This is a genomic window from Pseudomonas sp. CNPSo 3701, from assembly GCF_028674975.1.
GTDB lineage: Bacteria > Pseudomonadota > Gammaproteobacteria > Pseudomonadales > Pseudomonadaceae > Aquipseudomonas > Aquipseudomonas straminea.
Genome location: NZ_JAQZSI010000007.1, coordinates 181,861 through 208,023 on the forward strand (window position 1 = coordinate 181,861; position 26,163 = coordinate 208,023).

22 protein-coding genes and 2 tRNA genes are annotated in these 26,163 nt (G+C 65.4%); 13 read left to right on the top strand and 11 right to left on the bottom strand.

What is annotated here, in order from left to right; genetic code table 11:
* Positions 1-5 precede the first annotated feature (5 nt).
* On the bottom strand, positions 6-2,603 hold the full coding sequence (locus tag PVA39_RS19745) for a YdbH domain-containing protein (protein WP_274125484.1): 2,598 nt from the start codon (positions 2,601-2,603) through the stop codon (positions 6-8).
* 525 nt (positions 2,604-3,128) lie between these two features.
* On the opposite strand from PVA39_RS19745, the gene PVA39_RS19750 reads away from it, so the two are divergent.
* Together PVA39_RS19750 and rmuC are read left to right on the top strand one after the other, a co-directional pair.
* Positions 3,129-3,536: a tetratricopeptide repeat protein gene (locus PVA39_RS19750; RefSeq protein WP_274125486.1), complete on the top strand. Its 408-nt coding sequence runs from the start codon at positions 3,129-3,131 to the stop codon at positions 3,534-3,536.
* 57 nt (positions 3,537-3,593) lie between these two features.
* On the top strand, positions 3,594-5,081 hold the full coding sequence (gene rmuC / locus PVA39_RS19755; protein WP_274125487.1) for a DNA recombination protein RmuC: 1,488 nt from the start codon (positions 3,594-3,596) through the stop codon (positions 5,079-5,081).
* 21 nt (positions 5,082-5,102) lie between these two features.
* Here the strand turns inward: rmuC and PVA39_RS19760 are convergent, their stop codons facing one another.
* Both PVA39_RS19760 and PVA39_RS19765 read right to left on the bottom strand, forming a co-directional pair.
* A complete protein-coding gene (locus tag PVA39_RS19760) occupies positions 5,103-5,441 on the bottom strand; it encodes an FKBP-type peptidyl-prolyl cis-trans isomerase (protein ID WP_274125488.1) in 339 nt (112 codons plus the stop codon).
* 133 nt (positions 5,442-5,574) lie between these two features.
* A complete protein-coding gene (locus PVA39_RS19765) occupies positions 5,575-9,051 on the bottom strand; it encodes a hybrid sensor histidine kinase/response regulator (RefSeq protein WP_274125489.1) in 3,477 nt (1,158 codons plus the stop codon).
* A 214-nt stretch (positions 9,052-9,265) separates the two neighbouring features.
* Between PVA39_RS19765 and PVA39_RS19770 the strand changes: the two genes are divergently transcribed.
* From PVA39_RS19770 to PVA39_RS19805, 8 genes are all read left to right on the top strand, one after another.
* The gene (locus tag PVA39_RS19770; protein ID WP_274125490.1) at positions 9,266-9,835 is read left to right on the top strand and encodes a GNAT family N-acetyltransferase; all 570 of its coding nucleotides are present in this window, start codon (positions 9,266-9,268) and stop codon (positions 9,833-9,835) included.
* A 3-nt stretch (positions 9,836-9,838) separates the two neighbouring features.
* Positions 9,839-10,669 carry a helix-turn-helix transcriptional regulator gene (locus PVA39_RS19775; RefSeq protein ID WP_274125491.1) on the top strand — a complete coding sequence of 277 codons (831 nt, stop codon included), beginning with the start codon at positions 9,839-9,841 and terminating at the stop codon, positions 10,667-10,669.
* A 316-nt stretch (positions 10,670-10,985) separates the two neighbouring features.
* A complete protein-coding gene (locus PVA39_RS19780) occupies positions 10,986-11,696 on the top strand; it encodes an AzlC family ABC transporter permease (protein ID WP_274125492.1) in 711 nt (236 codons plus the stop codon).
* Positions 11,696-12,025, top strand: coding sequence for an AzlD domain-containing protein (locus PVA39_RS19785; protein ID WP_274125493.1), 330 nt, complete (start codon positions 11,696-11,698; stop codon positions 12,023-12,025). Before PVA39_RS19780 ends, PVA39_RS19785 begins: the two co-directional genes overlap by 1 nt.
* Positions 12,026-12,159: 134 nt before the next feature.
* On the top strand, positions 12,160-12,777 hold the full coding sequence (locus tag PVA39_RS19790) for a glutathione S-transferase family protein (RefSeq protein WP_274125494.1): 618 nt from the start codon (positions 12,160-12,162) through the stop codon (positions 12,775-12,777).
* A 32-nt stretch (positions 12,778-12,809) separates the two neighbouring features.
* Positions 12,810-14,876 carry a 2Fe-2S iron-sulfur cluster-binding protein gene (locus PVA39_RS19795; RefSeq protein WP_274125496.1) on the top strand — a complete coding sequence of 689 codons (2,067 nt, stop codon included), beginning with the start codon at positions 12,810-12,812 and terminating at the stop codon, positions 14,874-14,876.
* A 272-nt stretch (positions 14,877-15,148) separates the two neighbouring features.
* Positions 15,149-16,039 (top strand): LysR family transcriptional regulator, encoded by an 891-nt coding sequence (locus PVA39_RS19800; RefSeq protein ID WP_218549788.1) that lies wholly within the window; start codon positions 15,149-15,151, stop codon positions 16,037-16,039.
* Between the two features lie 95 nt (positions 16,040-16,134).
* Positions 16,135-18,009 carry an MFS transporter gene (locus tag PVA39_RS19805; RefSeq protein WP_274125498.1) on the top strand — a complete coding sequence of 625 codons (1,875 nt, stop codon included), beginning with the start codon at positions 16,135-16,137 and terminating at the stop codon, positions 18,007-18,009.
* A gap of 137 nt (positions 18,010-18,146) precedes the next feature.
* On the opposite strand, the gene sugE is transcribed toward PVA39_RS19805, so the two are convergent.
* From sugE to rdgC, 3 genes are all read right to left on the bottom strand, one after another.
* Positions 18,147-18,464 (bottom strand): quaternary ammonium compound efflux SMR transporter SugE, encoded by a 318-nt coding sequence (gene sugE / locus PVA39_RS19810; RefSeq protein ID WP_274125499.1) that lies wholly within the window; start codon positions 18,462-18,464, stop codon positions 18,147-18,149.
* Positions 18,465-18,751: 287 nt separating this feature from the next.
* Positions 18,752-19,690: a bile acid:sodium symporter family protein gene (locus PVA39_RS19815; protein ID WP_274125500.1), complete on the bottom strand. Its 939-nt coding sequence runs from the start codon at positions 19,688-19,690 to the stop codon at positions 18,752-18,754.
* A gap of 169 nt (positions 19,691-19,859) precedes the next feature.
* On the bottom strand, positions 19,860-20,780 hold the full coding sequence (gene rdgC / locus PVA39_RS19820; RefSeq protein WP_274125501.1) for a recombination-associated protein RdgC: 921 nt from the start codon (positions 20,778-20,780) through the stop codon (positions 19,860-19,862).
* Positions 20,781-21,101: 321 nt separating this feature from the next.
* On the opposite strand from rdgC, the gene PVA39_RS19825 reads away from it, so the two are divergent.
* Together PVA39_RS19825 and PVA39_RS19830 are read left to right on the top strand one after the other, a co-directional pair.
* Positions 21,102-21,177 (top strand) — tRNA-Val (locus PVA39_RS19825).
* 12 nt (positions 21,178-21,189) lie between these two features.
* Positions 21,190-21,266 (top strand) — tRNA-Asp (locus PVA39_RS19830).
* Between the two features lie 96 nt (positions 21,267-21,362).
* On the opposite strand, the gene PVA39_RS19835 is transcribed toward PVA39_RS19830, so the two are convergent.
* From PVA39_RS19835 to PVA39_RS19850, 4 genes are read right to left on the bottom strand one after another with little or no spacing between them, the layout of a single operon-like run.
* Positions 21,363-22,031: a DUF3618 domain-containing protein gene (locus PVA39_RS19835; RefSeq protein ID WP_274125502.1), complete on the bottom strand. Its 669-nt coding sequence runs from the start codon at positions 22,029-22,031 to the stop codon at positions 21,363-21,365.
* On the bottom strand, positions 22,028-22,432 hold the full coding sequence (locus PVA39_RS19840; protein WP_274125504.1) for a phage holin family protein: 405 nt from the start codon (positions 22,430-22,432) through the stop codon (positions 22,028-22,030). Before PVA39_RS19840 ends, PVA39_RS19835 begins: the two co-directional genes overlap by 4 nt.
* Entirely contained in the window at positions 22,429-22,842 is a 414-nt protein-coding gene (locus PVA39_RS19845; protein WP_274125506.1) for a hypothetical protein, read from the bottom strand. The genes PVA39_RS19840 and PVA39_RS19845 overlap by 4 nt, the downstream gene beginning before the upstream one ends.
* A gap of 46 nt (positions 22,843-22,888) precedes the next feature.
* Positions 22,889-23,305: a YgaP-like transmembrane domain gene (locus PVA39_RS19850; protein ID WP_274125508.1), complete on the bottom strand. Its 417-nt coding sequence runs from the start codon at positions 23,303-23,305 to the stop codon at positions 22,889-22,891.
* A gap of 427 nt (positions 23,306-23,732) precedes the next feature.
* Here PVA39_RS19850 and PVA39_RS19855 point away from each other — a divergent pair, with 427 nt between their 5' ends.
* A complete protein-coding gene (locus PVA39_RS19855) occupies positions 23,733-25,526 on the top strand; it encodes a thiamine pyrophosphate-requiring protein (RefSeq protein ID WP_274125509.1) in 1,794 nt (597 codons plus the stop codon).
* On the opposite strand, the gene PVA39_RS19860 is transcribed toward PVA39_RS19855, so the two are convergent.
* Positions 25,523-26,020 (bottom strand): CinA family protein, encoded by a 498-nt coding sequence (locus tag PVA39_RS19860; protein WP_274125510.1) that lies wholly within the window; start codon positions 26,018-26,020, stop codon positions 25,523-25,525. The genes PVA39_RS19855 and PVA39_RS19860 overlap by 4 nt on opposite strands.
* Between the last annotated feature and the right edge of the window lie 143 nt (positions 26,021-26,163).

Consider the following 26,163-nt stretch of genomic DNA (forward strand, 5'->3'; position numbering starts at 1 on the left):
CCTCGTCAAGGCTCCTTGGGGGCGGTATTGCGCTGCAGCATTCGCTGCTGCACGCGCCGTGTGATGATGTCGTTGACCCGGTCGGTCAGCTGCAGGCTGGCGAGCAGGGTAGGGATGTCTTCCTCCAGGTTGATGTTGAAGTGAATCGGGCGGCCGTTCTCGATGGCCGGGTTCTGGCCTTCCAGACGCATGCCCAGGGTCAGTATGCCGTGCTGATCATAGTCGACCGAGCTGTTCAGGGTGGTGAACCGGAAGTCCTCCAGGGACTGCGTCACCAACTGCATCGCCGGGTTGCTGCGGCCCAGGGCCTTGATCTTCTCGGAGCTGAACTTCAGGTAGCCGCCGGGCTGGCGGGCGGCGACGTGGCCTTGCTCGATCTCGATGCCGTTCTCGCCCAGGCGTAATGGTAGATCGCCGTCCAGAGTGCCACTGCCAGCCAGGCCTTCAGCGGGGTAGAGGGCGAACAGCTGCTGGAGTTCCAGGCCGCGAATCTGGATGGGAAACGCTGGATTGGCCGCGCCCAGGTTCCAGGTGCCTGGCGTCAGGGTGACCTCACCGCCCATCAGCGCGGTGCGCGCCAGGTTAACTTCCAACTGGCCCCTGCCGGTATCTGCCAGCGGCGCGCTATAGCGGGCGCGGGCTTCGACTGGGCCAATGGGCAGGCCGGGGTTGGCCTGCTGCAGCTTCAGTTCGGGGATGTACAGCTCGAAACGCTGGTGCGCCAGCTTGAACTGCGCGCGCGCGTCCAGGCCGCTTAGTTCGGAGCGGTCATAGATGCCGCCGAGGCCCTTGCCGGTCAGGTTCAGGTCCAGGCTCGGCGCGCTGCTGCCGGCGGCCAGCGTTAGGTTGGCATCGGCAATCAGGCGGCCACTGGTGAGGTCGAGCAGTTCGGGCCATTGCATCAACGTTTTGGCCAGGGGGTTGCCGGAGCGCAGGAACAACTCGCCCAGGGTGGCCTCGAGTTGCAGGTTGTGTTTCGCGTCGAGGCTGGCAGTGAGGTCGAGTTGCAGCTCGCTGTCGTTGCTCAGTTTGCCCTGCAGGGTGCCGGCCCCGTCGGCGACGGCCAACTGCCCTTGCAATCGCCAGCCCTGGGGCTTGAGGTTGGCCTGCTGCAGGCGCGTGGTGCTCAGGTTCAACGGGCCGTTGAATTGCCAGCCTTGCAGGGCGCCGTCCTGCAGCGCCAGCTTCAACGTGCTGCCGCCCACCCCGGCCTGCAGTTTCTGCGCGCTCAGCACGGCGCCTTTCAGGCTGGCAGCCTGCAGTTGCGAACCTTGGCCAAGGTTCAGTTCGATTGCGCCGTCGTCGGCGTAGCCCGCCAGGTTCAGCGCGCTGCTCAGCTCGGCGGCTTGCCAGCCGGCCTGATCGACCTTGGCAGTTCGCGCGACCAGATGAGCATCGGCGAACTGCACCGCCCAGGGCGCCGAACTGGCGACGGCGACGCGGCCCTGCAGGTCCAGGCGCGTGGCGCCGTGCAGTGCCGCGGTCACCTTCAAGGGCAGGCTGCGCTCGGCCAGTTCCGGTCGTAAGTCGGCCAGTGGCGTATCCGCCTGGACCTGCAGCTGCAGGGATTCGCTGCGCAGCTCCGGCGGCAATATCGCCAGCCACTCGGGGTCCGGTTCGTTGAGTTGCAGATCCGCTTCGGCGCGGCTGGCGATCCACTGGGGGCCTTCGTTATGAGCCGCAACGGCCAGTTGTCCCTGCAGCAAGCCGACGCCGGGCACCGGCCAGAGCTGCGGCAGGTTGCTTTGCAGATCGAACTGGCCAGTGGCGGCCAGCAGGTTGTTTACTTTCACTTCGCGGCGCGGCAGGTCAAGTTGCCAGGTGCCCGCCAGGCTGGCTGCACCCGGTGCTGCCGGCCACTTCTTGCCCTCGGGCAGTGCCCAGGCGCTCAACAGGCGCTGCAGCGTGGCGGCCTGGGTGAGGTCGGTAGCCTTAAGCTCGCCGTTCCAGGCCAGGCCTTCACCACGTTGCTCCAGGTGACTGATCAAGGTGGCTTGCGGTTGATGGTCCACCGCCAGCGTCAACTTCAGGTCGAGCGTATCGGTGCCTGGCTTGAGTTCGAGCGCGGCGCCCACGACCTGCGTCTCCTGGTCGAGATTCAAACGCAGGGCGATGCGCTCAGCCTCGCTGCGCTGCATAGCCAGATTGCCGGTGGCGACGCACTGGCCGCGGGCGCAGGGCAGGGTGGCAGTGAGGTTGGTGATGGTCAGGCTGCGCGGCAGCAGGGCAAGCGGCGCGGCCAGTCGCTGCACATCGAGGTCGGTCGATGCGGGCTCGGGCTGCTCTTCTTCTGTCGTTCGCCACTCCAGCGACAAACGGTCGATAGCGACGTGCTGCCAAAACGGCAGGCTGAAGCCGAAGTCGCGCCAGGCCAGGTCGATACTGTTGCCCTGCAGTTCCAGGATGCCGGCAGTGCTGCGTTGGTGCAGCGCCAGACCATCGATCCGCAAACCTTCGCTCGACAGCGAAGCGCCATGCCAGTCGAAGGTTTCGATGCCGCTGCGCTGCAGCAGATAACGGCTGCCCAGATAAAGGCCGACGACCAGCATCAGCAGCACGGCGAGTGTGACGGACAGTCGCAGCCAGATGCGGCGGCTGAGCATGGGCGTGGGTCCCTGAACGGATCAATCTGCGACGGTAACCCGAAGTGATCGAGGCTGCCAAACCGGACGCGCCTGATTGGTGCTTCACACTTTTGTGGCATGCCGATGACAGGGGCGGATTTGGTGCACGGTCTGCATGCCCCGCCCGTCGTGGCGTGCCGCCTTGTCAAGGGGGATTTCGCCCCGCAACAGGGCATTTTTCAGGCCTCGCCGCGGGACTTGTGCACAATCGCGAAGCAGCTTGTCAAGGTTCATCTTGCCTCTTGTCAAAACCTCAGTAATAGCGTAGGCATAAACATAAGTTTATGAAAAATATAGACTTTTTTGATGTGGTGAAAAAATGAGCAGTTTGAGCGCAAGGCCCATTTCATGGGTGTTAGGAGGTATTTCGCCCACCATATTCACAAAGTTATCCACAGCTTCTGTGGATTGTCGCGCGCAGCCGCTCTGCCACGGGCCAGGGCTTTACCTGTGAATAAAAAAGAGTAGAGTGGCGCGCCTGTTCCGAACCCCTGCTTTAGTCTTATGCCCCGCGTTTTACCCCGCAGCCAATTCCACACCCTTCCAGTGCGTACCCAGGTTCCCGTTCGTGTCGCCACCTGGCTGCTCGACAGTCCGAGGCTGGCTGAAGCCCCCAGCGTGAAACGCATCGCCGGCCGTCTGCTCAAGCAACCTGCGCGTCAGGGTGTGGTTCAGGCGCAAAGTCGACTGGGCCAGATGCTCTGCCGCGAGTGCGGCAATACCCGCGACCGGCGCATCGGTATCGAGCTGCTGCGCCAGGCAGCGCGTGCCGGTGATGGGCGCGCGCAGTTGGAGCTGGGCCGCCTGTATTGCCAACCGCGGACTCTTGAGCCCGAGCAGGCCCGGCATTGGCTGGAGCTGGCAGCGCTGCAGGGGCATGACGAGGCGCGGGATTTGCTGCAGCGCTTGTAACCGCTGTCAAGTCGCCCGCGCGGTTATACTGCTCGGCAGTCTCGCCTGGATGCCTTTATGCCTTTCGATCTCCTGACCCTGTTGCCAGCCGTTCTGGTCGGCGCGCTGCTGGCCGCTGTTCCATTATGGCTGCGCATGGCCGCCGCCTTGCGTCAGGCCGAGGAGATGCGCCTGCAGGCGGGACTCGCTCAGGAGCGCATGAATGCAGCGCAGCTCGCCCAGGCCGGCCTCAGCGCGCAGCTGGACAACTGCCGCGACGAGCTTGCCGAGATCCTCGAAATCAAGGCTGATCAGCAGGCCGAACTGGCCGCCCTGCGCCGCGAAACCCACTTGCTGCAGAACGACCTGCAGCTGGCCCGCGAGCAGCTCGAGGGCGCGCAGGCCCTGCGCGAACGTCAGGAAGCCGAGCTGCGCCGCCTGGACAGCGAGCGGGCCGGGTTGGCCGCCGAACTGCACGAGCAGCAGGAAAACCATCAGCAGCGCCTCGAGGATCTGCAGGGCGCCCGCGATGCCCTGCGCGCGCAGTTCGCCGAGCTGGCCGGCAAGATCTTCGACGAGCGCGAGCAACGTTTCTCGGAGACCAGCCAGCAGCGCCTGGGGCAACTGCTCGACCCGCTCAAGGAGCGCATCCAGGCCTTCGAGAAGCGCGTCGAGGAGAGCTACCAGCAGGAGGCCCGCGAACGCTTTTCTCTGGGCAAGGAGCTGGAGCGCTTGCAGGGCCTCAACCAGCGCCTGAGCGAGGAGGCGATGAACCTCACCCAGGCGCTCAAGGGCCAGAAGACCCAGGGCAACTGGGGCGAGCTGGTGCTCGAGCGGGTGCTCGAACATGCCGGCCTGCAGAAGGGCCGCGAGTACCACACCCAGGTCAGCCTGAAGAGTGCCGAGGGCGAGCGTTTTCAGCCGGACGTGCTGATCCAGCTGCCGGGCGACAAGCAGGTAGTGGTCGATGCCAAGGTCAGCCTCACCGCTTATCAGCAGTACGTGTCGGCCAGCGAGGAAGCGGCGCGGCAGGCGGCGCTGAAACAGCATGTACTTTCGCTGCGCAGCCACCTCAAGGGCCTGTCGCTCAAGGACTACCAGCACCTCGACGGGCTGCACAGCCTGGATTTCGTGCTGCTTTTCGTGCCGATCGAGGCCGCATTCGCAGCGGCTTTGCAGGCTGACCCGGGGCTGTTCCAGGAAGCCTTCGACCAGCACATCGTGATCGTCAGCCCGACGACGCTGCTGGCGACCCTGCGGGTGATCGACAGCCTGTGGCGCCAGGAACGGCAGAGCCAGAACGCTCGGGAAATCGCCGAGCGGGCAGGGGCGCTGTACGACAAGTTCGTGGCCTTCATCCAGGATCTGGACGAAGTGGGCATGCGCCTGCAGCAGCTCGACAAGGCCTACTCCGGCGCGCGCAACAAGCTGGTGGACGGCCGCGGCAACCTCATCAGTCGCGCTGAAAACATCAAGCTGCTCGGCGCGCGGGCCAGCAAGAGCCTGCCCCCCGAGCTGCTCGAACGTGCGGCCGGCCTACCTCTGGATGAGTTGGAGCCGGATTGAGCCGAGCGCTGATGTGCAGGTTCAGTCGTCCCGCGTCAGCACTTCCAGCAGCTCGATTTCGAAACTCAGGTTGGAATTCGGCGTGATCGTGCCCATCGAGCGTTCGCCATAGGCCAGATGCGCAGGCACGAACAACCGGCGCTTGCCGCCGACCTGCATTCCTATCAGACCCTGATCCCAACCCTTGATCACGCGCCCAGTGCCGATCACGCACTGGAACGGCTTGCCGCGCGAATAGGACGAGTCGAACTCGGTGCCGTCCTCCAACCAGCCGCGGTACTGGGTGGTGATCAGCGCGCCCTTGACCACCGCCTTGCCATCGCCCGGGTGGATATCTTCGATATGGAGTTCGTCGCTCATTGCTGGGGTTCCGAGAGTGCAGAAGGCCGCGTTTTTCGCAGGAAATGCGCGGCTTTGCAAGATCCGGCTACGAGCTCGGTGGACGCGGGCGCCCCGTCTGTTCCCACCGTTAGTGCATCGCTGTCCGGCCGTTCTACTGCAGCGGCAAATGCCGGCTGATCAACGCCCGCAGCGCCGCTGGCTTCACCGGCTTGGGCAGAAAATCCAGGCCGGCGGCGTGCACCTGGGCGATCAGTTCGGGGCGGCCGTCGGCGCTGATCACCACGCCGGGCACCGGTTCGCCCAGGCGGGTGCGTAGCCAGGCCATCAGCTCGGTGCCGGTGTCTCCTTCGTCCAGGTGATAGTCGACCAGGGCCAGGTGCGGGCGTACGTCCTCGTCGAGCAGCTGCTCGCATTCGGCGCGGGTGCGCGCCGACCAGACCTGGCAGCCCCAGCGCGACAGCAGGCTGTGCATGCCGGTCAGAATGCTTTCCTCGTTGTCGATGCACAGCACCTGGGTGCCGGTCAGCAGCTGGCCGGTGCCTTCGGTGCGCGCCCGCTGCGGCGTCGCGGTCTGGCTGCGAGCGATCGGCACGGTGACGCTGAACACGCTGCCTTTGCCGGGCCAGGAGCGCACTTCCAGGCTGTGGCCGAGCACCCGGCACAGCCCGTCGGCGATCGCCAGGCCCAGGCCCAGGCCTTTTTCGGCGCGGGTCTGATGGCTGTCCAGGCGTTTGAATTCCTCGAAGATGGTCTGCCGTTTGTCTTCGGGAATGCCCGGCCCGCGATCCCAGACCTCTAGCCGCAAATTCGCACCCTGGCGGCGCACGCCGAGCAGCACGCGGCCCTTGGCGTAGCGGAAGGCGTTGGTGAGGAAGTTCTGCAGCACGCGGCGCAGCAGCTTGCTGTCGCTGTCTACCCGCAGTTTGCTGCCCTGCATGTGGAAATCCACGCCATGCTCGGCGGCCAGCACGCGGAATTCGGCGCCCAGGGTGTCAAACAAGCTGTTGAGGGCGAAGGCATTGCGGTCCGGGGTGATGCGGCCGTTCTCCAGGCGCGAGATGTCCAGCAGGTCGCTAATCAGGTCCTCGGCCGAGCGCAGCGAGCTGTCCAAGTGGCGCACCAGCTCCTGAGCCTCGTGGGGCAGCGCTTCTTCCTGGTGGGAGAGGGCGGCGGAGAACAGCCGGGCGGCGTTCAGCGGTTGCATCAAATCATGGCTGACCGCGGCGAGAAAGCGGGTCTTCGAGGCATTGGCCGCTTCGGCCACGCCAGTGGCGGCGGTCAGCGCCTTGTTCAGTTGCGACAGTTCATGGGTGCGCTCGGCGACGCGCTGTTCGAGGCCTTCGTTGGCGGCCTTGAGGGCGCGCTCGGCTTCGCGGAATTCGGTGATGTCGGTGAAGCTCATGACGAAACCGCCGCCGGGCATGGGGTTGCCGATCAGCTCGATCACCCGCCCATTGGGAAACACCCGCTCGTAGCTGTGGGCGGTGCCCTGGCGCATCCAGTACAGGCGCTTGGCGACGCTCTCCTCGACATCGGCGCTGCCGAGCATGCCGCGCTCGGCGTTGAAGCGGATGATCTCGGCGATCGGCCGGCCAACGCAGATCAGCCCGTCCGGGTACTCGAAGATTTCCAGGTAGCGCTGGTTCCAGGCCACCAGACGCAGGGACTGGTCGACCACGCTGATGCCCTGGCTGATGTTCTCGATGGCGCCCTGCAGCAGGGCGCGGTTGAACTGCAGCACCTCGCTGGCTTCGTCGACGATGCGCACCACGTCTTCGACCTGCATGTCGCGGCCTTCGATGGCCGCCTTGACCACCGCGCGGGTCGACGAGGCGCCGAGCACGCCGGCGAGCAAGCGTTCGGTGTGGGCGATCCATTCGCTGTTGGCCGGTTGCGCCGAGTTGAAGGCCTTGCCCTGGCGACGGGCAAACTGGCTGAAGCTCTCCAGCGCGCGCTCCTCGCCGACGAAGCGGCCGGCGAGCATCAGCAGGTCGTTGACCTGTACGGCCAAAGCGCTACGTCCGCCCTGCTTGTGGCCAAACTCGTGGTTGACGAAACGCCCGGCCTGCCAGTGCTCCGACACCCGGGTGCGCGAGAAGAACGACACCCAGGCGAACAGCGTCAGGTTGCCGGCCAGCGACAGCACCACACCGCGGGTCAGGGCGTCCACCTCGATGCCGATCGGCGCGTAGAGCAGGGTGCGCAGGCCCGGGAAGATATCCAGCGGCCAGCCCAGGCTGCGCGCCAGAACCGGCAGCACCAGGGTGTAGACCCACAGCGCGGCGCCGGTGATCAGCCCAGCGAACACGCCGCGGCGGTTGGCCTGCTTCCAAACCAGGGCGCCGAACATGGCCGGCGCCAGTTGACCGATGGCGGCGAAGGAAATCTGCCCGATGGTCGCCAGGCTGGCGTTGGTGCCGAGCAGGCGGTAGCACACGTAGGCGAGCAGCAGAATCAGCACGATGCTGACCCTTCGTGCCGTGAGCATCCAGTGGCGGAACGCCTCGAACGGCCGCTCGGTGCTTTTGCGGTGCAGCAGCCAGGGCAGCAGCATGTCATTGGAGATCATCGTCGACAGCGCCACCGAGGCGACGATCACCATGCCGGTGGCCGCTGAGGCGCCGCCGATAAAGGCCAGCAGGGCCAGGGTAGGGTGGGCTTCGGCGAGCGGCAGACTGATCACGAAGGAGTCCGGGCTCACCCCGCCCGGCAGCAGCATCTGCCCGGCCAGGGCGATGGGAATCACGAACAGCGCGGCCAGCAGCAGGTATAACGGGAACACCCAGCGCGCCAGGCCCAGGTCGCGCGGGTCGGTGTTTTCCACCACGGTGACGTGGAACTGCCGCGGCAAGCAGACGATGGCGATCATCGCCATGCCGGTCTGCACCAGCATCGCCGGCCAGTTCACCGCCTCGGCCCAGTATGCCTCCAGCTCGACGCTGCGCTGCGCCTGGCTGAACAGGTCGCCAAAGCCATTGAACAGCCCGTAGGTGACGAAGGCGCCGACAGCGATGAATGCCAGCAGCTTGACCAGCGATTCGAAGGCGATGGCCAGCACCATGCCGCGGTGATGCTCGGTGACGTCCAGGTTGCGAGTGCCGAACAGGATGGTGAACAGCGCCAGGATCACCGAGACGATCAGCGCAGTGTCCTGGGCGCGGGTGCCGTCAGGGTCGGTTTCCGAGCCGATCAAGAGGTTCACGCCGAGCACGATGCCCTTGAGCTGCAGGGCGATGTAGGGCAGCACGCCGACCAGGCAGATCAGCGCGACGACGATGGCCAGGGACTGTGACTTGCCGTAGCGCGCGGCGATGAAGTCGGCGATCGAGGTGATGTTTTCCTGCTTGCTGATCAGCACCATCTTTTCGATCACCCAGGGGGCGAACAGCAACAGCAGCATCGGCCCAAGGTAGATGGGCAGGAACGACCACAGTTGTTCGGCGGCCTGACCGACGGCGCCGAAGAAGGTCCAGCTGGTGCAATAGACAGCCAGGGACAGCGAGTAGACCCAGGCGCGGACTTTCGGCGGCAGTGGCTTGCGACGGCGGTCACCGTAGAAGGCGATGGCGAACAGCACGGCCATGTAGAGCAGGGCGACTGCAGCGATAAGCCAACTGGACAGCGACATGCAGACTCCACGAAACAGAAGGGCAATGGTGCGAGCGTACCCTGGCACGCCTGCGTAGTGTCGCAGCAAAGCGGCGCAACGTCAGGCGCGACCAAGGTCGCAGAGGCGTGGCTCGGCGTTTGCGGCACCCTGTGGTTGGTGGTTTTTAGGCAGACAGGCGGTTTTTTCGGTGAGAAAATGAGCGGCCTGGCAGCGTCGTACCTGGAGAAAATAGATGTTCAAGCCGCAATTGATCACCCTGCAGCGCGGTGCCCTGCGCATCGAACCGTTGCTCGATGGCGATATTCCGGCGCTGGTCAGCCTGGCTGAAGCCAATCGCGAGGAACTGCTCTACATGAGCGGCACCCAGCGCCTGGACTGGTACCGCCTGGCTTTGCAGGAGCAGCGCGAGGAGCGCGCCTTGCCCTTCGTGATTCGCCTCGCCGATCAGGTGGTCGGCACTACGCGGTTCGCTGACTTCATGCCCACCCTGCCGGCCGTGGAAATCGGCTGGACCTGGCTGGACGCCGCCCAGCACGGCACGGGCCTCAATAACATGGTCAAGTACCTGATGCTGCGCCACGCCTTCGAGAGCTGGCAGATGGTGCGCGTGCAGCTGAAAACCGCGGCCAGCAACCTGCGCTCCCAGCGCGCCATCGAAAAGCTCGGCGCAGTTCGCGAGGGCCTGCTGCGCAATCATCGCCGCCTGGCCGACGGGCGCCTCGATGACACCGTGCTGTACAGCATCACCGACCAGGAATGGCCGGTGGTCAAGGCCGGGCTGGAGGCACGCTTCGGCGTGTGAGCCATGCCCACCGGCGAGCGCATCCGCTTCTGGGAAAGCCCCGCGCTGGCCGGTGTGGAGCTGCTGCAGGCGCGCTACATCAGGCAGCGCTTCACCCCGCACGTACACGAAGGTTTCGTGTTCACCGTGATCGAGCACGGTGCCCAGCGCTTTCGCCACCGCGGTGCCGATCACCTGGCGCCGGTCGGCAGCATGGTGCTGATCAACCCGGATGAAGTGCACACCGGCTCGTCGGCCCATGAGCAGGGTTGGTTGTACCGCGCCTTCTACCCGGCGCCGGCCCAGGTCAATGGCGTGCTCGACGAGCTGGGCCTGGCGCACCGCGGCCTGCCGTCGTTCGCCGCCAGCGTGCTGCAGGACGTCGAACTGCATCGGGCCTTCGGTCAGTTGCACCGCCTGCTCGACAGCGATGCCAATGTGCTGCACCAGCAGACGGCATGGCGCGAGACGCTGCTGATGCTGTTCCAGCGTCATGCCGGGGTCAGGCAGGCAGCCGTCGCCGGTCTGGAACCGCGGGCGGTGAGCCTGGCCAAGGAGCTGCTGGCCGCGCGCCTGGGCGAGCCGCCATCGCTGGAGGAACTGGCGGCCGCGGTGAACCTCTCGCCGTTCCATTTCGCCCGGGTGTTTCGCCGCGCCACCGGCCTGCCGCCCCATGCCTGGCTGCAGCAACGCCGGTTGGAGCAGGCGCGGGCGCTGCTGCGTGACGGCTGTGCACCGCTGAGCGTGGCGCTGCAACTGGGCTTCGCCGACCAAAGCCACCTGACGCGACAGTTCAAGCAGGTGTATGGCGTGGGGCCCGGTGAATACCGCAAGGCTTGCCATCGCAGCCCCTAGCCTGCGGTTGAGCGCAGCCGCAGCTTTCCCTGCGAATTACACCTGTGGGATCGGGCGGGGACGCCTAGTCCATGCCCGCGATTTTTCGCGCGCATGGCGCGCTCCCACAGGTACTACGCTGAAGCTGTTTTTGCCTATCGACACTGATTGGGAGAGAGCAGGTTGCTGGTTGCCACATCCTGGGTATCGCTGCGCTCAACCCAGGCTACCTGCTGTACGACTGCGCAAGATCGTTCAAGACAGCCAGAGCAGGCTGGGCTAGCCTGATGCGCTCCTGATCGCCCGCAGGCGATCTTTTCAGCCAAGCGATAAGCCGATGTCCCGATACCAAGAATTCTTCCAGGGCCTGCGCGACATGCTGCCGATGCTGCTCGGCGCCATGCCGTTCGGCATCATCTATGGCAGCCTGGCCGGCGCCGCCGGACTCGATGCCTGGCAGACCATCGGCATGTCGGTGCTGGTGTTCGCCGGCTCGGCGCAGTTCATCGCCGTCAGCCTGCTGACCGGCGGCGCCACCCTGGCGGTGCTGTGGCTGACCACCCTGGTGGTCAACCTGCGCCATGCGCTGTACAGCGCCACCCTGCAGCCCTTCGTGCGCCACCTGCCCAAGCGCTGGCGCATCCCGCTGGCGTTCTGGCTGACCGACGAGGCGTTTGCCGTGGTGCAGCAGCGCTACGCCCAGCGCGACGACTCGCCAAACAAGCATTGGTACTTTCTTGGCGCCGGTCTGGCCATGTACGGCAACTGGATCGGCTGCACGCTGATTGGCCTGCTGTTCGGCCAGGCGGTGCCGAACCTCGCCGCCTGGGGGCTGGATTTCGCGATGATCGCCACCTTCGTCGGCATCGTCGTGCCGATCCTGCGCAATCGCCCGCAGATCGCTGCGGCGCTGGTGGCAGCCGTGACGGCGCTGATCTTTCACGACCTGCCGTACAAACTCGGGCTGATGGCCGCTGCTTTTGCCGGCATCGTGATCGGCGTGGCGCTGGAGCGTTGCCAACAGCCGCTGCAGGAGGAGCTTTGCTGATGGAAAACTGGATTCTGATCCTCGGCATGCTGGCGATCACCTTCGCCACGCGTTACAGCCTGTTCGCCTTTCCCGACCTGCGCTTTCCCCAGGCGGTGCGCCAAGCCCTGCATTACGTGCCGACCGCGGTGCTCACCGCCATCGTGGTGCCGGCCATGCTCCTGCCGGACGGGCGCAATTGGGCCGTAAGCTGGGACAACGCCTATCTGCTGGCGGGCCTGGCGACCATCGTCATCGCCGTGGTGACGCGCCATCTGCTGGCGACCATCGGCGGCGGATTGCTGATCTTCTTCGCGCTGCGCTGGGCGCTGGGGCAACTGCCGATCTGACGCGGAATCGGATTGTTCCACTTATCGCAATAAAGTAATGCCGACAACGCGTATTCCTCAAAACGCGCTGCGGTCGCAAGCTGGTTGCACGGCTCGGGACTTCTCCCGGCCCACCGTCAACCAGGAGCCGACCCATGAAAATCCATCACGTCCCCCTGTCCGGCCATGCCCACCGCGCCGTTCTGTTCGCTTCGCTGCTGGGCCTGAAGCCCGAATTGGTCGAGGTCGACCTGGCCGGCGGAGCCAACAAGCAGCCTGAATTTCTCGCGCTCAACCCCTTCGGCCAGGTGCCGGTGCTGGAAGATGACGGCGTGGTGGTCGCCGACTCCAATGCCATTCTCGTTTACCTGGCCAAGAAGACCGGGCGCACCGACTGGCTGCCGGAAGATCCCGCTGGTGCGGCGGCGGTGCAGCGTTGGTTGTCCGTGGCCGCCGGCGAACTGGCTTACGGCCCGTGCGCCGCGCGCCTGATCACGGTGTTCGGTGCCGACTTCAATGCCAAGGAAGTGATCGCCCGCGCCCACGTGCTGCTCGCCCGCCTGGAGCGCCACCTGAGCGGTCGCCAGTGGCTGGCCGCCGACCACCCGACCATCGCCGACGTGGCGCTGTATAGCTACCTGGCGCGGGCGCCGGAGGGCAACGTCGACCTGTCGGCCTACGAGCAGGTCCGGGCCTTCCTGGCGCGCATTGAGGCGCTGCCCGGCTTCGTGGCCATACCCCAGGCGCCTGCCGGGCTGACCGCCAACGATTGAGCCTGTGCGCCACCGCCTCCGGGAGAACCGCCATGACCGATCTCGCCAAAACGCTCACACCCTGGCATTCGGGTGAAACATTCATTCAGGAAAAGCTCGGCGTCGCCGAACGAATGGATGCGGTCGGCAAACGCGTGGTGCGCGACTTCATGCCCGACCAGCACCGGGATTTCTACGCCCAGCTGCCGTTCATCGTGCTGGGCAGCGTGGATGGGCAGGGCGATGCCTGGGCCGGCGTGCTCGAGGGCCAGGCCGGTTTCATGGCCTCGCCGACGCCCAGCACGCTTGACATTGCCGCTCGGTCCCAGGCCTACGACCCTATCGCCCAAGGCATGGGCGAGGGCGCTGCGCTGGGCCTCCTGGGCATCGAACTGCACAGCCGAAGGCGTAACCGCATGAACGGCGTGGTGGCGGCGGGTGGCAAGGGCCTGCGGGTGGCGGTCGAGCAGAGCTTCGGCAACTGCCCACGCTATATCCAGCAGCGCGATTTCACCTTCGCCCGTGATCCGGCGGCGCCGTTCGCCGCTACCGTCGAGCAGTTGCCGGCGCTGGATGCCGCGGCGCGGGCAGTGATCGAAGGCGCCGATACCTTTTTCGTGGCGACCTATGCCGATGTCGACGGGCAGCGCCAGGTGGACGTCTCGCACCGTGGCGGCAACACCGGCTTCGTGCGCATCGATGCCGACGGCACCCTGACCATCCCGGACTTCAACGGCAACCTGTTCTTTTCCACCCTCGGCAACATGGTGCTCAACGGCAAGGCCGGTCTGCTGTTCGTGGATTTCGCCACGGGCGACGTACTGCAACTGAGCGGCGACGCCGAGGTCATCTTCGAATCCCCGGAAATCGGCGCCTTTCAGGGCGCCGAGCGGCTGTGGACCTTCCGTCCCCGGCGTATCGTGCGGCGCCCGGCTGCCATGGCCCTGCGCTGGGCGCTGCGCGAGGACGGCTGGGCGGACAGCTCGCTGCTCACCGGCAACTGGCAACAGGCCGCCGATCAGCTGCGCGTCGCCCAGTACGCCACGCAGTGGCGGCCAATGAGGATTGCGCGCATCGTTGAGGAAAGCCGGTCGATCCGTTCCCTGCACCTGGAGCCGGTCGACGGTGCCGGGGTGTTGCCGCACCTGGCCGGCCAGCATCTGCCGATTCGGCTGCAAGTGGCCGCGGGCGAGAAGCCGCAGATTCGTACCTACACCCTGTCGGTGGCGCCGTCCGACGGCATCTACCGGATCAGCGTCAAGCGCGAGGGGCGGGTGTCGCAATTCATCCATGACGGGTTGCGCGAGGGCGACCTGATCGACGCCCGCGCGCCGGCCGGGGCATTCACCCTCGATGCGCAGGAGGAGCGCCCGCTGGTGCTGCTGGCCGGTGGCATCGGCATCACGCCGATGCTGGCGATGCTGCGCCATGTGGTCTACGAAGGCTGGCGCCGGCGGCAGATCCGCCCGGTTACGCTGTTCTACGCTGCGCGGTCGAAGGCCGAGCGCGCCTTCGACAGCGAACTCGGCGATCTGGTGGCCGCCGCCCAGGGCGCGGTCAGGCTGGTGCGGGTGCTGAGCGACACCAGCGGCGCCGAGCCGGGTGTCGATTACGACACCGCCGGGCGCATCGACATGGCGCTGCTGACCCGTTATCTGGCCTTCGACGATTACGCCTTCTACCTGTGCGGGCCGCCGGCCTTCACCCAGGGGCTGTACGACGGCCTGCGCGGCTACAACATCGCCGATGGGCGCATCCATGCCGAAGGCTTCGGGCCGGCGTCCCTGGTGCGTCGCCCCGATCAGCCGGCGGCGGCCGCCGTGACGGCTCCGCCGGCCACCGAGGCGGTGCCGGTACTATTTACCGAGTCGCTGAAGGAGGGGCGCTGGACACCGGGCTCCGGCACCTTGCTGGAACTGGCCGAGGCTAGAGGCCTGGAGCCGGAGTTCAGTTGCCGCGAAGGCTCTTGCGGCACCTGCAAGACGCGCCTGGTGAAGGGCGCGGTGAGCTACCTGAAAGAACCCAGCGCGCCCCACGGCGACGATGAAGTGCTGATCTGCTGTGCTGTACCGGCGCAGCCGCAAGGCGCCAGTGACGAGCGCCTCGAACTGGCGCTCTGAGCGGCGCAGCGAGCGAATCTGTGGCAGTCCCGCGCAGCTTTTGTGGGAGGGCCTTCAGGCTCGAATTTGGCCGGCCTGGGCGCACAAGAGCTCGAAGCTGAAGCCTCTCCTGCATGATTGCGGATGGCCGGTAGGGTGATGGCGCCCGCGTTCCTATGTGGGCGCTCGACCATGCAGCCTGAGTCGCATTGCCGCTCAGGGTGCGCGGATACGGCATACTCGCTGGGCTGCGCCACCAGCGCAGCCAACGCTTAAAGCAGAGGAGCGGGTGGATGGATCGTTGGCAGGCGATGCGGGTATTCGTGAAGGTCGCGGAGACGGGCAGCTTCGCCAGTACCGCGCGGCAGATGCACATGAGCGCGCCGGCGGTGACGCGCATCGTCGCCGGCCTCGAGGACCTGATCGGCGCGCGGCTGCTGGTGCGCACCACGCGTTCGGTGAAGACCACCGATGCCGGCAGCCGCTACCTGCAGGATTGTCGGCGCATTCTCGCCGATATCGCCGAGGCGGAACTGGCCGCAGCCGGGCATTACGCCGAACCGTCCGGCACCCTGGCGGTGACCGCTGCGTCGATGTTCGGCCACCTGCACGTGCTGCCCCTGGTGCTCGATTACCTGGATGCCTACCCGGGCATGCACGCGCGCACCTTTTTCGTCGACCGGCCGGTGAATATCCTCGACGAGGGCATCGACGTGGCGGTTCGTATCGGACACCTGGCGGATTCGGGCTTTACCGCCATCCAGGTCGGCGCGGTACGCCGGGTGATCTGCGCGGCGCCGTGTTACCTGGAGAAATACGGCGTACCGACCACGCCCGCCGATTTGAAACACCATCGCATCGCCGTGTCGCAGAGCGCCTGGGCTTCGCCGGAATGGCGCTTCGCCGAGGGCCAGCGAGTGCTGGTCGACCCGGTGCTGCAATGCAACACCAACGAGTCGGCGATCGCCACGGCCAGGGCCGGCTGGGGGCTGACCCGGGTGCTGCACTATCAGGTCGGTCAGGCGCTGCAGGAGGGCGCGCTGCAGGTCGTGCTCGAAGGCTTCGAGGAGCCACCGCTGCCGATCCACGTGCTGTACCCCGAGGGCCGTCAGGCGCCGGCCAAGGTGCGTGCCTTCGTCGACCTGGCCGTGGCGCGCCTGCGTGGCAACCCGCTGTTCAACTGAAAAGGCGCACGCGTCGATAAAAATGCGCGCGGCTGTGGCTTTGCTCGAGCCGTTGCAGTCCAATGCTCATCGAATCCGTAAAGGGAAAGGTATCGATGAGTCAGCCATCGCAATTCGCGCTGCTGAAAAGCCGGCGCTTCCTGCCGTTCTTCATCACGCAGCTGCTCAGCGCCTTCAACGACAACATCTTCAAGCAGTCGTTGATCCTGGCGATCCTCTTCAAGCTGGCCCTGGATACCGACCGCGATCTGCTGGTCAATGTCGCGGCCATGCTGTTCATCCTGCCGTTCTTCCTGTTTTCCGCGCTTGGTGGCCAGTTCGGCGAGAAATTCGCCAAAGACCTGCTGATCCGCCGGCTGAAGTTCTTCGAGATATTCATCATGCTGGCCGGTGCTGCCGGCGTGCTGCTCGGCAGCCTGCCGTTGATGCTCGGCGTGCTGTTCACCATGGGCCTGCAATCGGCGCTGTTCGGCCCGGTGAAGTACTCGATCCTGCCCCAGGCGCTCAAACCCGAGGAGTTGGTGGGCGGTAACGCACTGGTGGAGATGGGCACCTTTCTGGCCATTCTGGCCGGCACCATCGGCGCCGGCATCATGCTTACCAGTGTTCACTACAGCGTGATCGTCGCCGTCTCGGTGGTGCTGGTGGCGCTGCTCGGCTATCTATCGGCCCGCGGCATTCCCGCTGCGGCTGCTGCGCTGCCGGATCTGGCGTTGGACTGGAACATCTTCCGGCAAACCTGGCTGACCCTGCGCATGGGGCTGACGCAACCCAAGGCGGTGTCGCGCTCGCTGGTCGGCAACTCGTGGTTCTGGTTTCTCGGCGCGGTGTACCTGACCCAGATCCCGGCCTACTCCAAGGAGTGGCTGCACGGTGACGAGAGCGTGGTCACCCTGATTCTCACCGTGTTTTCGGTGGGCATCGCGCTGGGCTCCATGCTTTGCGAGCGCATGAGCGGGCGCAAGGTGGAAATCGGCCTGGTGCCGTTCGGCTCCATCGGCCTGACGGTGTTCGGCATCCTGCTCTGGGCCGCCTCGGGTGGCATTCCCGAGGCGGCGCAGCCCTACGACTGGCTGGCGCTGCTGGGCTTCGGCCACGCCTGGTTGGTAATGGCCTCGATCCTCGGCATTGGCGTGTTCGGCGGCTTCTACATCGTGCCGCTGTATGCGTTGATCCAGTCACGTACCGCCGAGAACGAGCGGGCCCGGGTGATCGCCGCCAACAACATTCTCAATGCGGCGTTCATGGTCGTCTCGGCAGTGGTGTCGATCCTGTTCCTGAGCGTCGCCGGGCTGTCGATCCCCCAGCTGTTCCTGGTCATTTCGCTGATGAATGTGGCGGTCAACAGTTACATCTTCAAGATCGTCCCCGAATTCACCATGCGCTTCCTGATCTGGATGCTCGGCCACTCCATGTACCGGGTGTCGCACAAGGGCCTTGACTCGATTCCGGACGAGGGGCCGGCGGTGCTGGTGTGCAACCACGTGTCGTTCGTCGATGCGCTGCTGATCGGTGGTGCGGTGCGTCGCCCGGTGCGCTTCGTCATGTACTACAAGATCTACAACCTGCCGGTGCTCAACTTCATCTTCCGCACCGCCGGTACGGTGCCGATCGCCGGGCGCAGCGAAGACCTGCTGGTGTTCGATGCGGCGTTCAAGCGCATCGGCGAATACCTGCGCGACGGCGAGCTGGTGTGCATCTTTCCCGAGGGCAAGCTGACCGCCGACGGCGAGATCGACGAGTTCAAGGCGGGCGTGGAGCGCATCCTGCAGGACAACCCGGTGCCGGTGATTCCCATGGCGCTGGGCGGGCTGTGGGGCAGCTTCTTCAGCCGTGACCCGCGCAAGGGCCTGTTCCGCCGCTTCTGGTCGCGGATCGAGCTAACCGCCGGTTCGCCCATCGACGCCGCGGCAGCGACGCGGCAGGTGCTGCAGGCCGAGGTGAAGGCGTTGCGTGGGAATAATCGCTAGAGCTTAAGATCAACACCCGGGTGTCGCTGCGCTCGACCCGGGCTACGGGATGGGTAGCCTGGGTTGAGCGAAGCGATACCCAGGGTTGATTCCAGCTACCTGAACAAAGAGCCCGCCAATCGGCGGGCTCTGTCATATCAGCCGTGGCTCATCTTCAGACCGATCAGCCCGCAGATGATCAACGCCACGCTGGCCAGGCGGATCAGCGCCATGGACTCACCGAACAAGATGATCCCGGCGATCACCGTGCCGACGGCGCCCACGCCCGTCCAGATGGCGTAAGCGGTACCCAACGGCAATTCCTTCATGGCCAGGCCGAGCAGGCCGAGGCTGACCAGCATCGCGGCGATGGTCAGCACGGTAGGCAGAGGGCGGGTGAAACCGTCGGTGTACTTCAGGCCGACGGCCCAGCCGACCTCGAACAGGCCGGCTAAAAAAAGAATGATCCAAGACATATGACCCTCACGGATGGCGGTGGGGTCGTCCCCGGCAGTCAGGCACTGAAATCCAGGGTCGTCCCCGGCGTGCACCGCTATTGTGCATGATGCGATCGTCTGGGCAAGTCAGCTTGGTAGTGACTTTCGATAGGCCATCATCGGGTGGGACGCCTGGCGCATGGGTGAGAAGTCACGGGCATGGCCCGTTCCCACAGGCTTCGTTGACCTATCGAGATGGGTGGCATCAACTCCAGCGCTGTAGGGTGGGCTTTAGCCCACCAAATGGCGGTTACGGCTAAGCCCGCTCACTGATCGCGATCATCTTTCATGCGGCGCAGGAAGGTTGCCAGCAGCGGCCCCGAAAGGTTGTGCCAGACGCTGAACAGCGCGCTGGGTACCGCTGCCAATGGCGAGAAGTGGGCGTTGGCCAGTGCCGCACCGAGGCCGGAGTTCTGCATGCCGACCTCGATGGACAGCGTCTTGCGCTGCGCCAGCGGCATGCCGAAGAAACGTCCGGCGGCGTAACCCATGGCCAGGCCGAGACCGTTGTGCAGCATCACCACCGCCATGATCAGCAGGCCCGATTCGGCGATCTTGGCCTGGCTGGCCGCCACCACTGCGGCGACGATGGCGACGATGGACACCACCGAGATCAGCGGCAGCACGTCCACCGCCAGCTTGACCCGCTCACCCAACAGGCGCTGGGCGACCAGGCCGAGGATGATCGGTAGCAGCACCATCTGCAGGATCGAAGTGAACATCGCCCAGAACGACACCGGCAGCCATTCGGAGGCCAGCAGCCAGATCAGCGCCGGGGTAACCAGCGGCGCCAGCAGCGTGGTGACCGCGGTGATGCCGACCGACAGCGCCACATCGCCTTTGGCGAACCAGGTGATGACGTTCGAGGCGGTACCGCCCGGGCAGCAGCCCACCAGGATCACCCCGACGGCCACTTCCGGCGGCAGGGCGAACAGCTTGCAGAGCAGCCAGGCCAGGCACGGCATGATGATGAACTGGGCCAGTACACCGATTGCCACGCGCAGCGGATGGCGCACCACTTCGCGGAAATCCTCGGCTTTCAGGGTCAACCCCATGCCGAACATGATCAGCCCGAGCAGCGGCACGATAAACGCCGTCAGCGGCACGAAAGCGCCTGGGATCAGGAACGCCAGCACGGCGAACAGCAGAACCCAGATGGCGAAGGTGTTGCCGACGAAGCGGCTGAGGGCGATCAAGGCAGACATGGCAGGGTTTCCCTAAAGAGCGGTGGCAGGCTCCGGGGCGGAGCGCTAGCTGGCGGTCAGTTATTGTTGGGTGTGCAGGCGCGGGAGAGGGCGCTGCAGGCGGGCAAGAATAGCAAGGTGGATGGAGAAAACGCCGGATACGCCCTCCGACCCACCTTGCAGGGCCAACTCAGAGACCTTGCGGAGTGTCTTCGCCACCCAGGGCTTCAAACAGTGCCGGCAGGAACTCGATCAGGGTCAGCATCATCAGCGTGAAGCTGGCGTCCTGCTGGCTCAGGTCGTCGTCGCCGCCATCCTGCTCGGCCTGCTCCTGCAGCAGGTCCTCGAATTTCAGGCGCTTGACCACCAACTTGTCATCGAGCACGAAGGACAGCTTGTCCTGCCAGGCCAGGGACAGTTGGGTCACCTGCTTGCCGGAGCTCATGTGCAGCTGCACTTCTTCGCCGGTCAGGTCCTGGCGCTTGCAACGCACGATGCCGCCATCTTCGTGGGTGTCGCGCAGCTCGCACTCGTCCAGCACATGGAAGTCGGCAGCGGCCTGCTGGGCCTTGACCCAGTCGGTCATGGTCGCGCTCGGGGCGATCTTCACGGTCAGCGGGCGCACCGGCAGCGAGCCGATGGCTTCGCGCAGGGTCGACAGCAGGTCTTCGGCGCGCTTGGGGCTCGAGGCGTTGACGATGATCAGGCCCTGGGCCGGAGCGATGGCGGCGAAGGTCGCGGACTTGCGAATGAAGGCGCGGGGCAGGAAGGCCTGGACGATCTCGTCCTTGATCTGCTCGCGCTCCTTCTTGTAGACCTTGCGCATCTGCTCGCTTTCGATCTCGTCGACCTTCTCCTTCACGGCGTCCTTGACCACGCTGCCGGGCAGAATGCGCTCTTCCTTGCGAGCGGAGATCAGCAGAAAGCCCTGGCTTTCATGCACCAGTGGTGCGTCCTCGCCCTTGCCGAACGGGGCGACGAAGCCATAGGTCGCCAGTTCCTGGCTGGCGCAGGGGCGGGCCGGCTTGGCGGCCAGTGCGGTTTCCAGTTTTTCGGTATCGAAGTCGACGTCCTGGGTGAGGCGGTAGACCAGCAGGTTGCGAAACCACATGAGCGGGTTGTCTCCAGTTAACGGGTGCGCGCCGCGGCGCGCAGGAAATCTTCAATTCGGGCGCATGGCCGCTGCCTCGGGCAGCGCATGGGCAGTCTGGCGGCGGACAGGGAATCACGCCGCGCGACGATCAGACCCGCGCGAGGGCGCATTATTCCTTCCGCTGGTGGATTAGGCCAACCCCGTATCGAGTCGTCATGCGATTTGCCCCGCCAAATGGTGGCGATTGCTAAGCCTTTGGATCGCCAATAAATTTTTTTCGCAAAGGGGGTTGCCAAGGGGCAGGGTGCTCTCTAGAATGCGCCCCACTTCGAGAGTGAAGGGTGATTAGCTCAGCCGGGAGAGCATCTGCCTTACAAGCAGAGGGTCGGCGGTTCGATCCCGTCATCACCCACCAATCGAGGTATGCGCAGCGGTAGTTCAGTCGGTTAGAATACCGGCCTGTCACGCCGGGGGTCGCGGGTTCGAGTCCCGTCCGCTGCGCCATATATCGCTTCCAGGGCCCACTGAACACCCGGAAGCAACGCAAGAAAGCGCCCTAGGGCGCTTTTTTCGTCTCTGCGTTTCGCCTTTTACCCGGCGTCAGATCGCACCGGGGCGAAAAGGCGGCTCGTCATCCGGCACATCGGCCAGTTCATCGAAGCCGGCTTCGATATCCGGCACCACGTAGCTTTCCCGCGGCAGCTCTTCTTCTGGCGAGTGCCGGCGACCCGTGCCCAGCAGCCCCACCAAGGCGCCTGCCGCCAAACCGGCAGCCGCAAAGGCCCACGGGTGGCGATGCACGGCCTGGCCCACGGCGTTGGCGCTCTGCTTGACCTGCTCGGTCGCAGCGCTGGCGCCATCGGCGAGGTCGTGCAGTTTGCGGCGCGCGGCCTGAGTGCTTTGTTCCAGCGACTGTTTGGCACTGTGCAGGGCATCGGCCAGGGATTCGTGATCCTGCGGCAAGTCCGGCTCGGGCGCCTTCGGCGTGTGTCGGCGCGTCTGCTCGACGGCCAGCCAGGCCAGGCCGATGGCGGTCATGGCAACGGGTACCGGATTGGCCTTGAGGGTCTGCCCCAGACGTTCGGCCATTTCCAGGCCGCCACTGTCACGGCCATAGGCCAGGGCCTGGTCGATCAGCCGTTGCGGTGTCAGGCGTGCCTCCACATCATCGATAAGTGCATCGATACGGCTGCGCTGCTGGTCGATTTCCTGTTCGAGCACGTCCGGGGACTTGAGCGATTCGGCGGCGATGCTGCTGTGGGTACTCATGACATTTGCCTCTGCACCGCTTCCTTGTCTTTCTGCAAGGAATCCAGGGTGCGTTCGGGAGTGAGTTGGGAAGGGGCGAATTTCTGCTGCCCGACCTTGAGCATGATCAGGCCGATCACGATCACCACGATTCCGACGATCAGCGCGGCTGCCCAGGGCGGCATCACTTCGCTGAGGCCGTAGACGGCGGCCAGCAGCAGCATCAGTACGCCGCACAGCAGCACGATGGCACCGCCCGCGACGGCGGCGATGCCGGTCTTGGTGGCCTGCAGCGAAGCATTGAGCTCGACCTTGGCCAGCGCCAGTTCCTTGGTGAACAGCGTCTGCACCTCTCGCGTCAGCTGGCGTAGCAGGCCGAGCAGCGAGGGCTCCAGTGGCGGTTGCCGAAGATCGTCGTTCATCGCAGCGTCCCTCCATGGTAGTAGTCATCAGCGCGGCTGCGGCGCTTGCGCAACAGGCGACTCACCAGAATGCCCACCGCCAGGCCGCCGGCCGCTAACCATAGCGGGTGCTTGCGGGCGAAGCGGTCGACGCTGTGCACGGCGTGACCACTGTAGTTGTTCAAGGCATCGCGAAGAGCGGCGAGCTGGCGCGCGGCTTCGCGCAAGCGATCCGGCGAGGCAACGGCATCGGGATTTTCCAGGTCGGCGATGGTGGAGCGGGCGATGTTGGCCAGGGCTTCCAGCTCATCGGTATGGGACTGCTCGGCCTGGATGCGCGCGCGCAGCTGTTCCTGGGCATCTTGCTGCCAATGCCCGGAAATGACCTTGGCAGGGCGCTTGTGCGGGCGTTCTTTGCTGTCGTTATCCATATGACTACACCTGTTGATGCGTAAAAATGCGGTATGGCAATGCGCGTTAACGGCTCTGCTCGCGGCTGGCGAATTCGTCGGCAATCGGTGTGCCCAGGTCTGCCGGCGCCGGCGTGACCGGTACTGGCGGCACGGGCGGGACTGGCGTGGCGCGGGTGCGATCGGCGACTTCCTCGGCCATCAGCACCAGCTCCTGAAGGCGCTGTACACGGGCGCGCAGGTAGCGGATTTCAGCCAGCGGGTCGTCCACCGCGCTTTTCACGCTGCAATGCCCGCTCAGCCCGCGCAACAGCAACAGGCCACCCACGCTCAACTGACGCCGGCCACGCTCGCCGTGTTTGCTCGCACCGAGCGTGGCCAGCAGCAATCCTCCGCCGATGGACAGCAGGCGCTCCCAGCCTCTGACGTTCTGAGGTGCCGGGCCCTGTCGTTCGGGTTGCGATTGCGGTTCGAAGGCGACCATTTGTTCACTCCTGCCTGATGTGACGGGCCACCGGTTCAAGCCAGCTCAAACGGGGTCGGGCTGTGGCTTGTCCGGTAGCGCATCGTTGTCGGGTTCGTGGGGCTGGCCGAGAGGAGGGGGCTCGCCCGGCAAGTCGGGTGCCTGGGTCGGATCGGGTACTCGCTGGGTCATGCCTCGTCCCTCGGTGCGTTGCTCTAGAGGGTTTGAGGGTGACGGGCGCTGCATGTTCGATCTTTTTGCCCCGCGGTGACCTGCCTGCAAGCCACGCGCAGCGGCCTGGCAGAAACCTTAAACCTCTGCGAGCGGGCCCCGGTCAAGATTTCCTGTCCGGCAGCGAACTGCCTGGCCGAGCCGTCGCGCACACAGACCTCGCGTGGCAACTCCATCCATGTCGGCCCAGCGGGCCTGAACTTCGAGCGAGTTTTCCATGAGCATGACCGTCGCAGATTTCATCGTCGAACGCCTTTACCAATGGGGCGTACGGCGCATCTATGGCTATCCGGGGGATGGCATCAACGGCGTATTCGGCGCCCTGGCCAAGGCCGAGGGCAAGATCCGCTTCATCCAGGCGCGTCATGAGGAAATGGCCGCGTTCATGGCGGCGGCCGACGCCAAGTTCTCTGGCGACCTGGGCGTATGCATCGCCACCTCCGGCCCCGGTGCGGCCCATCTGCTCACCGGTTTGTACGACGCGCGCATGGACCATATGCCGGTGCTGGCGATCGTCGGCCAGCAGGCGCGCAACGCCCTGGGCGGACATTACCAGCAGGAGGTGGATCTGCTGTCGATGTTCAAGGACGTCGCCGGCGCCTTCGTCCAGCAGGCCAGCGCGCCCTCCCAGGTGCGTCACCTGGTCGACCGCAGCATTCGCACGGCGCTGGGCGATCGCCGGGTAACGGCGATCATTCTGCCCAATGACTTGCAGACGCTGCCCTACGAGGAGCCGCCCCGCGAGCACGGCACCCTGCATTCTGGCGTGGGTTACAGCCGACCTCGGGTTGTGCCTTATGAAGAAGATCTGCAGCGCGCCGCCGACGTGCTCAATGCCGGCAAGAAGGTAGCGATTCTGATCGGTGCCGGCGCGTTGGGCGCTGCGAAAGAAGTCACCGAAGTGGCGGATGTGCTCGGCGCCGGCGTGGCCAAGGCGCTACTGGGCAAGGCGGCGTTGCCGGATGATCTGCCCTGGGTGACCGGTTCCATCGGCCTGCTGGGCACCAAGCCCAGCTATCAGATGATGAACGAATGCGACACCTTGCTGATGATCGGTTCGGGCTTTCCCTATGCCGAATTCCTGCCCAAGGAAGGTCAGGCGCGCGCCGTGCAGATCGACATCCAGGCCGACATGCTCGGCTTGCGCTACCCCATGGAAGTCAACCTGCAAGGCGACGCTGCCGATACCTTGCAGGCGCTGCTGCCACTGCTCGAACGCAAGACGCTGCGCACCTGGCGCAAGCGCATCGAACGATGGACGGCGCAGTGGCAGACCACCCTGAAGCGCCGCGCCATGGCTTCGGCTGCGCCGATCAACCCGCAGCGGGTCGCGTTTGAACTATCGCCGCGCTTGCCGGATCGCGCCGTGGTGACCAGCGATTCCGGCTCCTGTGCCAACTGGTTCGCCCGTGACGTAAAGATGCGCGAGGACATGCTCTGCTCGCTGTCCGGCGGCCTGGCGTCCATGGGCGCGGCGGTGCCTTATGCGATTGCCGCCAAGTTCGCCCACCCGGATCGCCCGGTGGTGGCGCTGGTTGGCGATGGCGCCATGCAGATGAACAACATGGCCGAACTGATCACGGTCGCCAAATACTGGCACGAGTGGCAGGACAAGCGCTGGATCTGCGCGGTGTTCAACAACGAGGACCTCAATCAGGTGACCTGGGAGCAGCGGGTGATGGAGGGCGATCCGAAGTTCTCGGCCTCCCAGGACATTCCCAGCGTCGCCTATCACCAGTTCGCCGAGTCCATCGGGCTGATGGGCATCTACGTCGACCGCGAGGAGGACGTCGCTGCGGCTTGGGAGCAGGCGCTGGCCGCTGACCGCCCGGTGGTCATCGAATTCAAGACCGACCCTGACGTGCCGCCGCTGCCGCCGCATATCACCCTGGCCCAGGCCAAGGCCTTTGCATCCACCCTGTGGCAGGGCGACCCGAACCAGGGCGGCATCCTGCGCCAGGCCACCAAGCAGGTATTGGGTTCGATCCTGCCCGGCAAAGGCCGGCGCTAAGCCTCGCCAAGCAGCTGCGCGTGCCGCTCAGGCAGGCGCAGCAGGGCGAAGCGGGCAGCTTCATCGAGGATGCGCGAACGGTCGCCGGCGAAATGTTCGGTGCTCGAATACAGCTGGACGCTGCCGTCAGCGAGGCGAAAGGCCCAGGCGAAGCACAGGGTGCCGGCAGCAATCTCGCCCTGGGGTTCGGGGCCCGCGACGCCCGTGGTGGCGACGGCGACATTGGCCGGGCTGCCGTCTAGTGCGCCCTTGGCCATGGCCCGCGCCACTTCTTCGCTGGTCAGGTTGAAGTTATCGAGGGTGTGCTGGCTCACGCCCAGCAAGCGTTTCTTGGCCGCTGGCGAATACACCACGTGACCGCTGTCCAGGCATTCGCCGCTGCCAGGATGCTTGGCGAGCAGCGCCACGACCATGCCGGCGGTGCAGGACTCGGCGGTGGTCAGATACAACTTGTGACGCTTCAGATAATCGAGCAGCGCTTCGATGTCTTGCATGGCAGTTCTCCTCCCGTGGCCGGTGTTTCTTGGATTGGCGCGCCGCTCTGGAGGTGCTGGCTGCCTGATCGGCGGCAGCGGGCTTTTCCCTGAACTCTGCCGCTTGGCTTTCAGTCAGGTGTAGCAAGTCGAGGAAAGGGGAA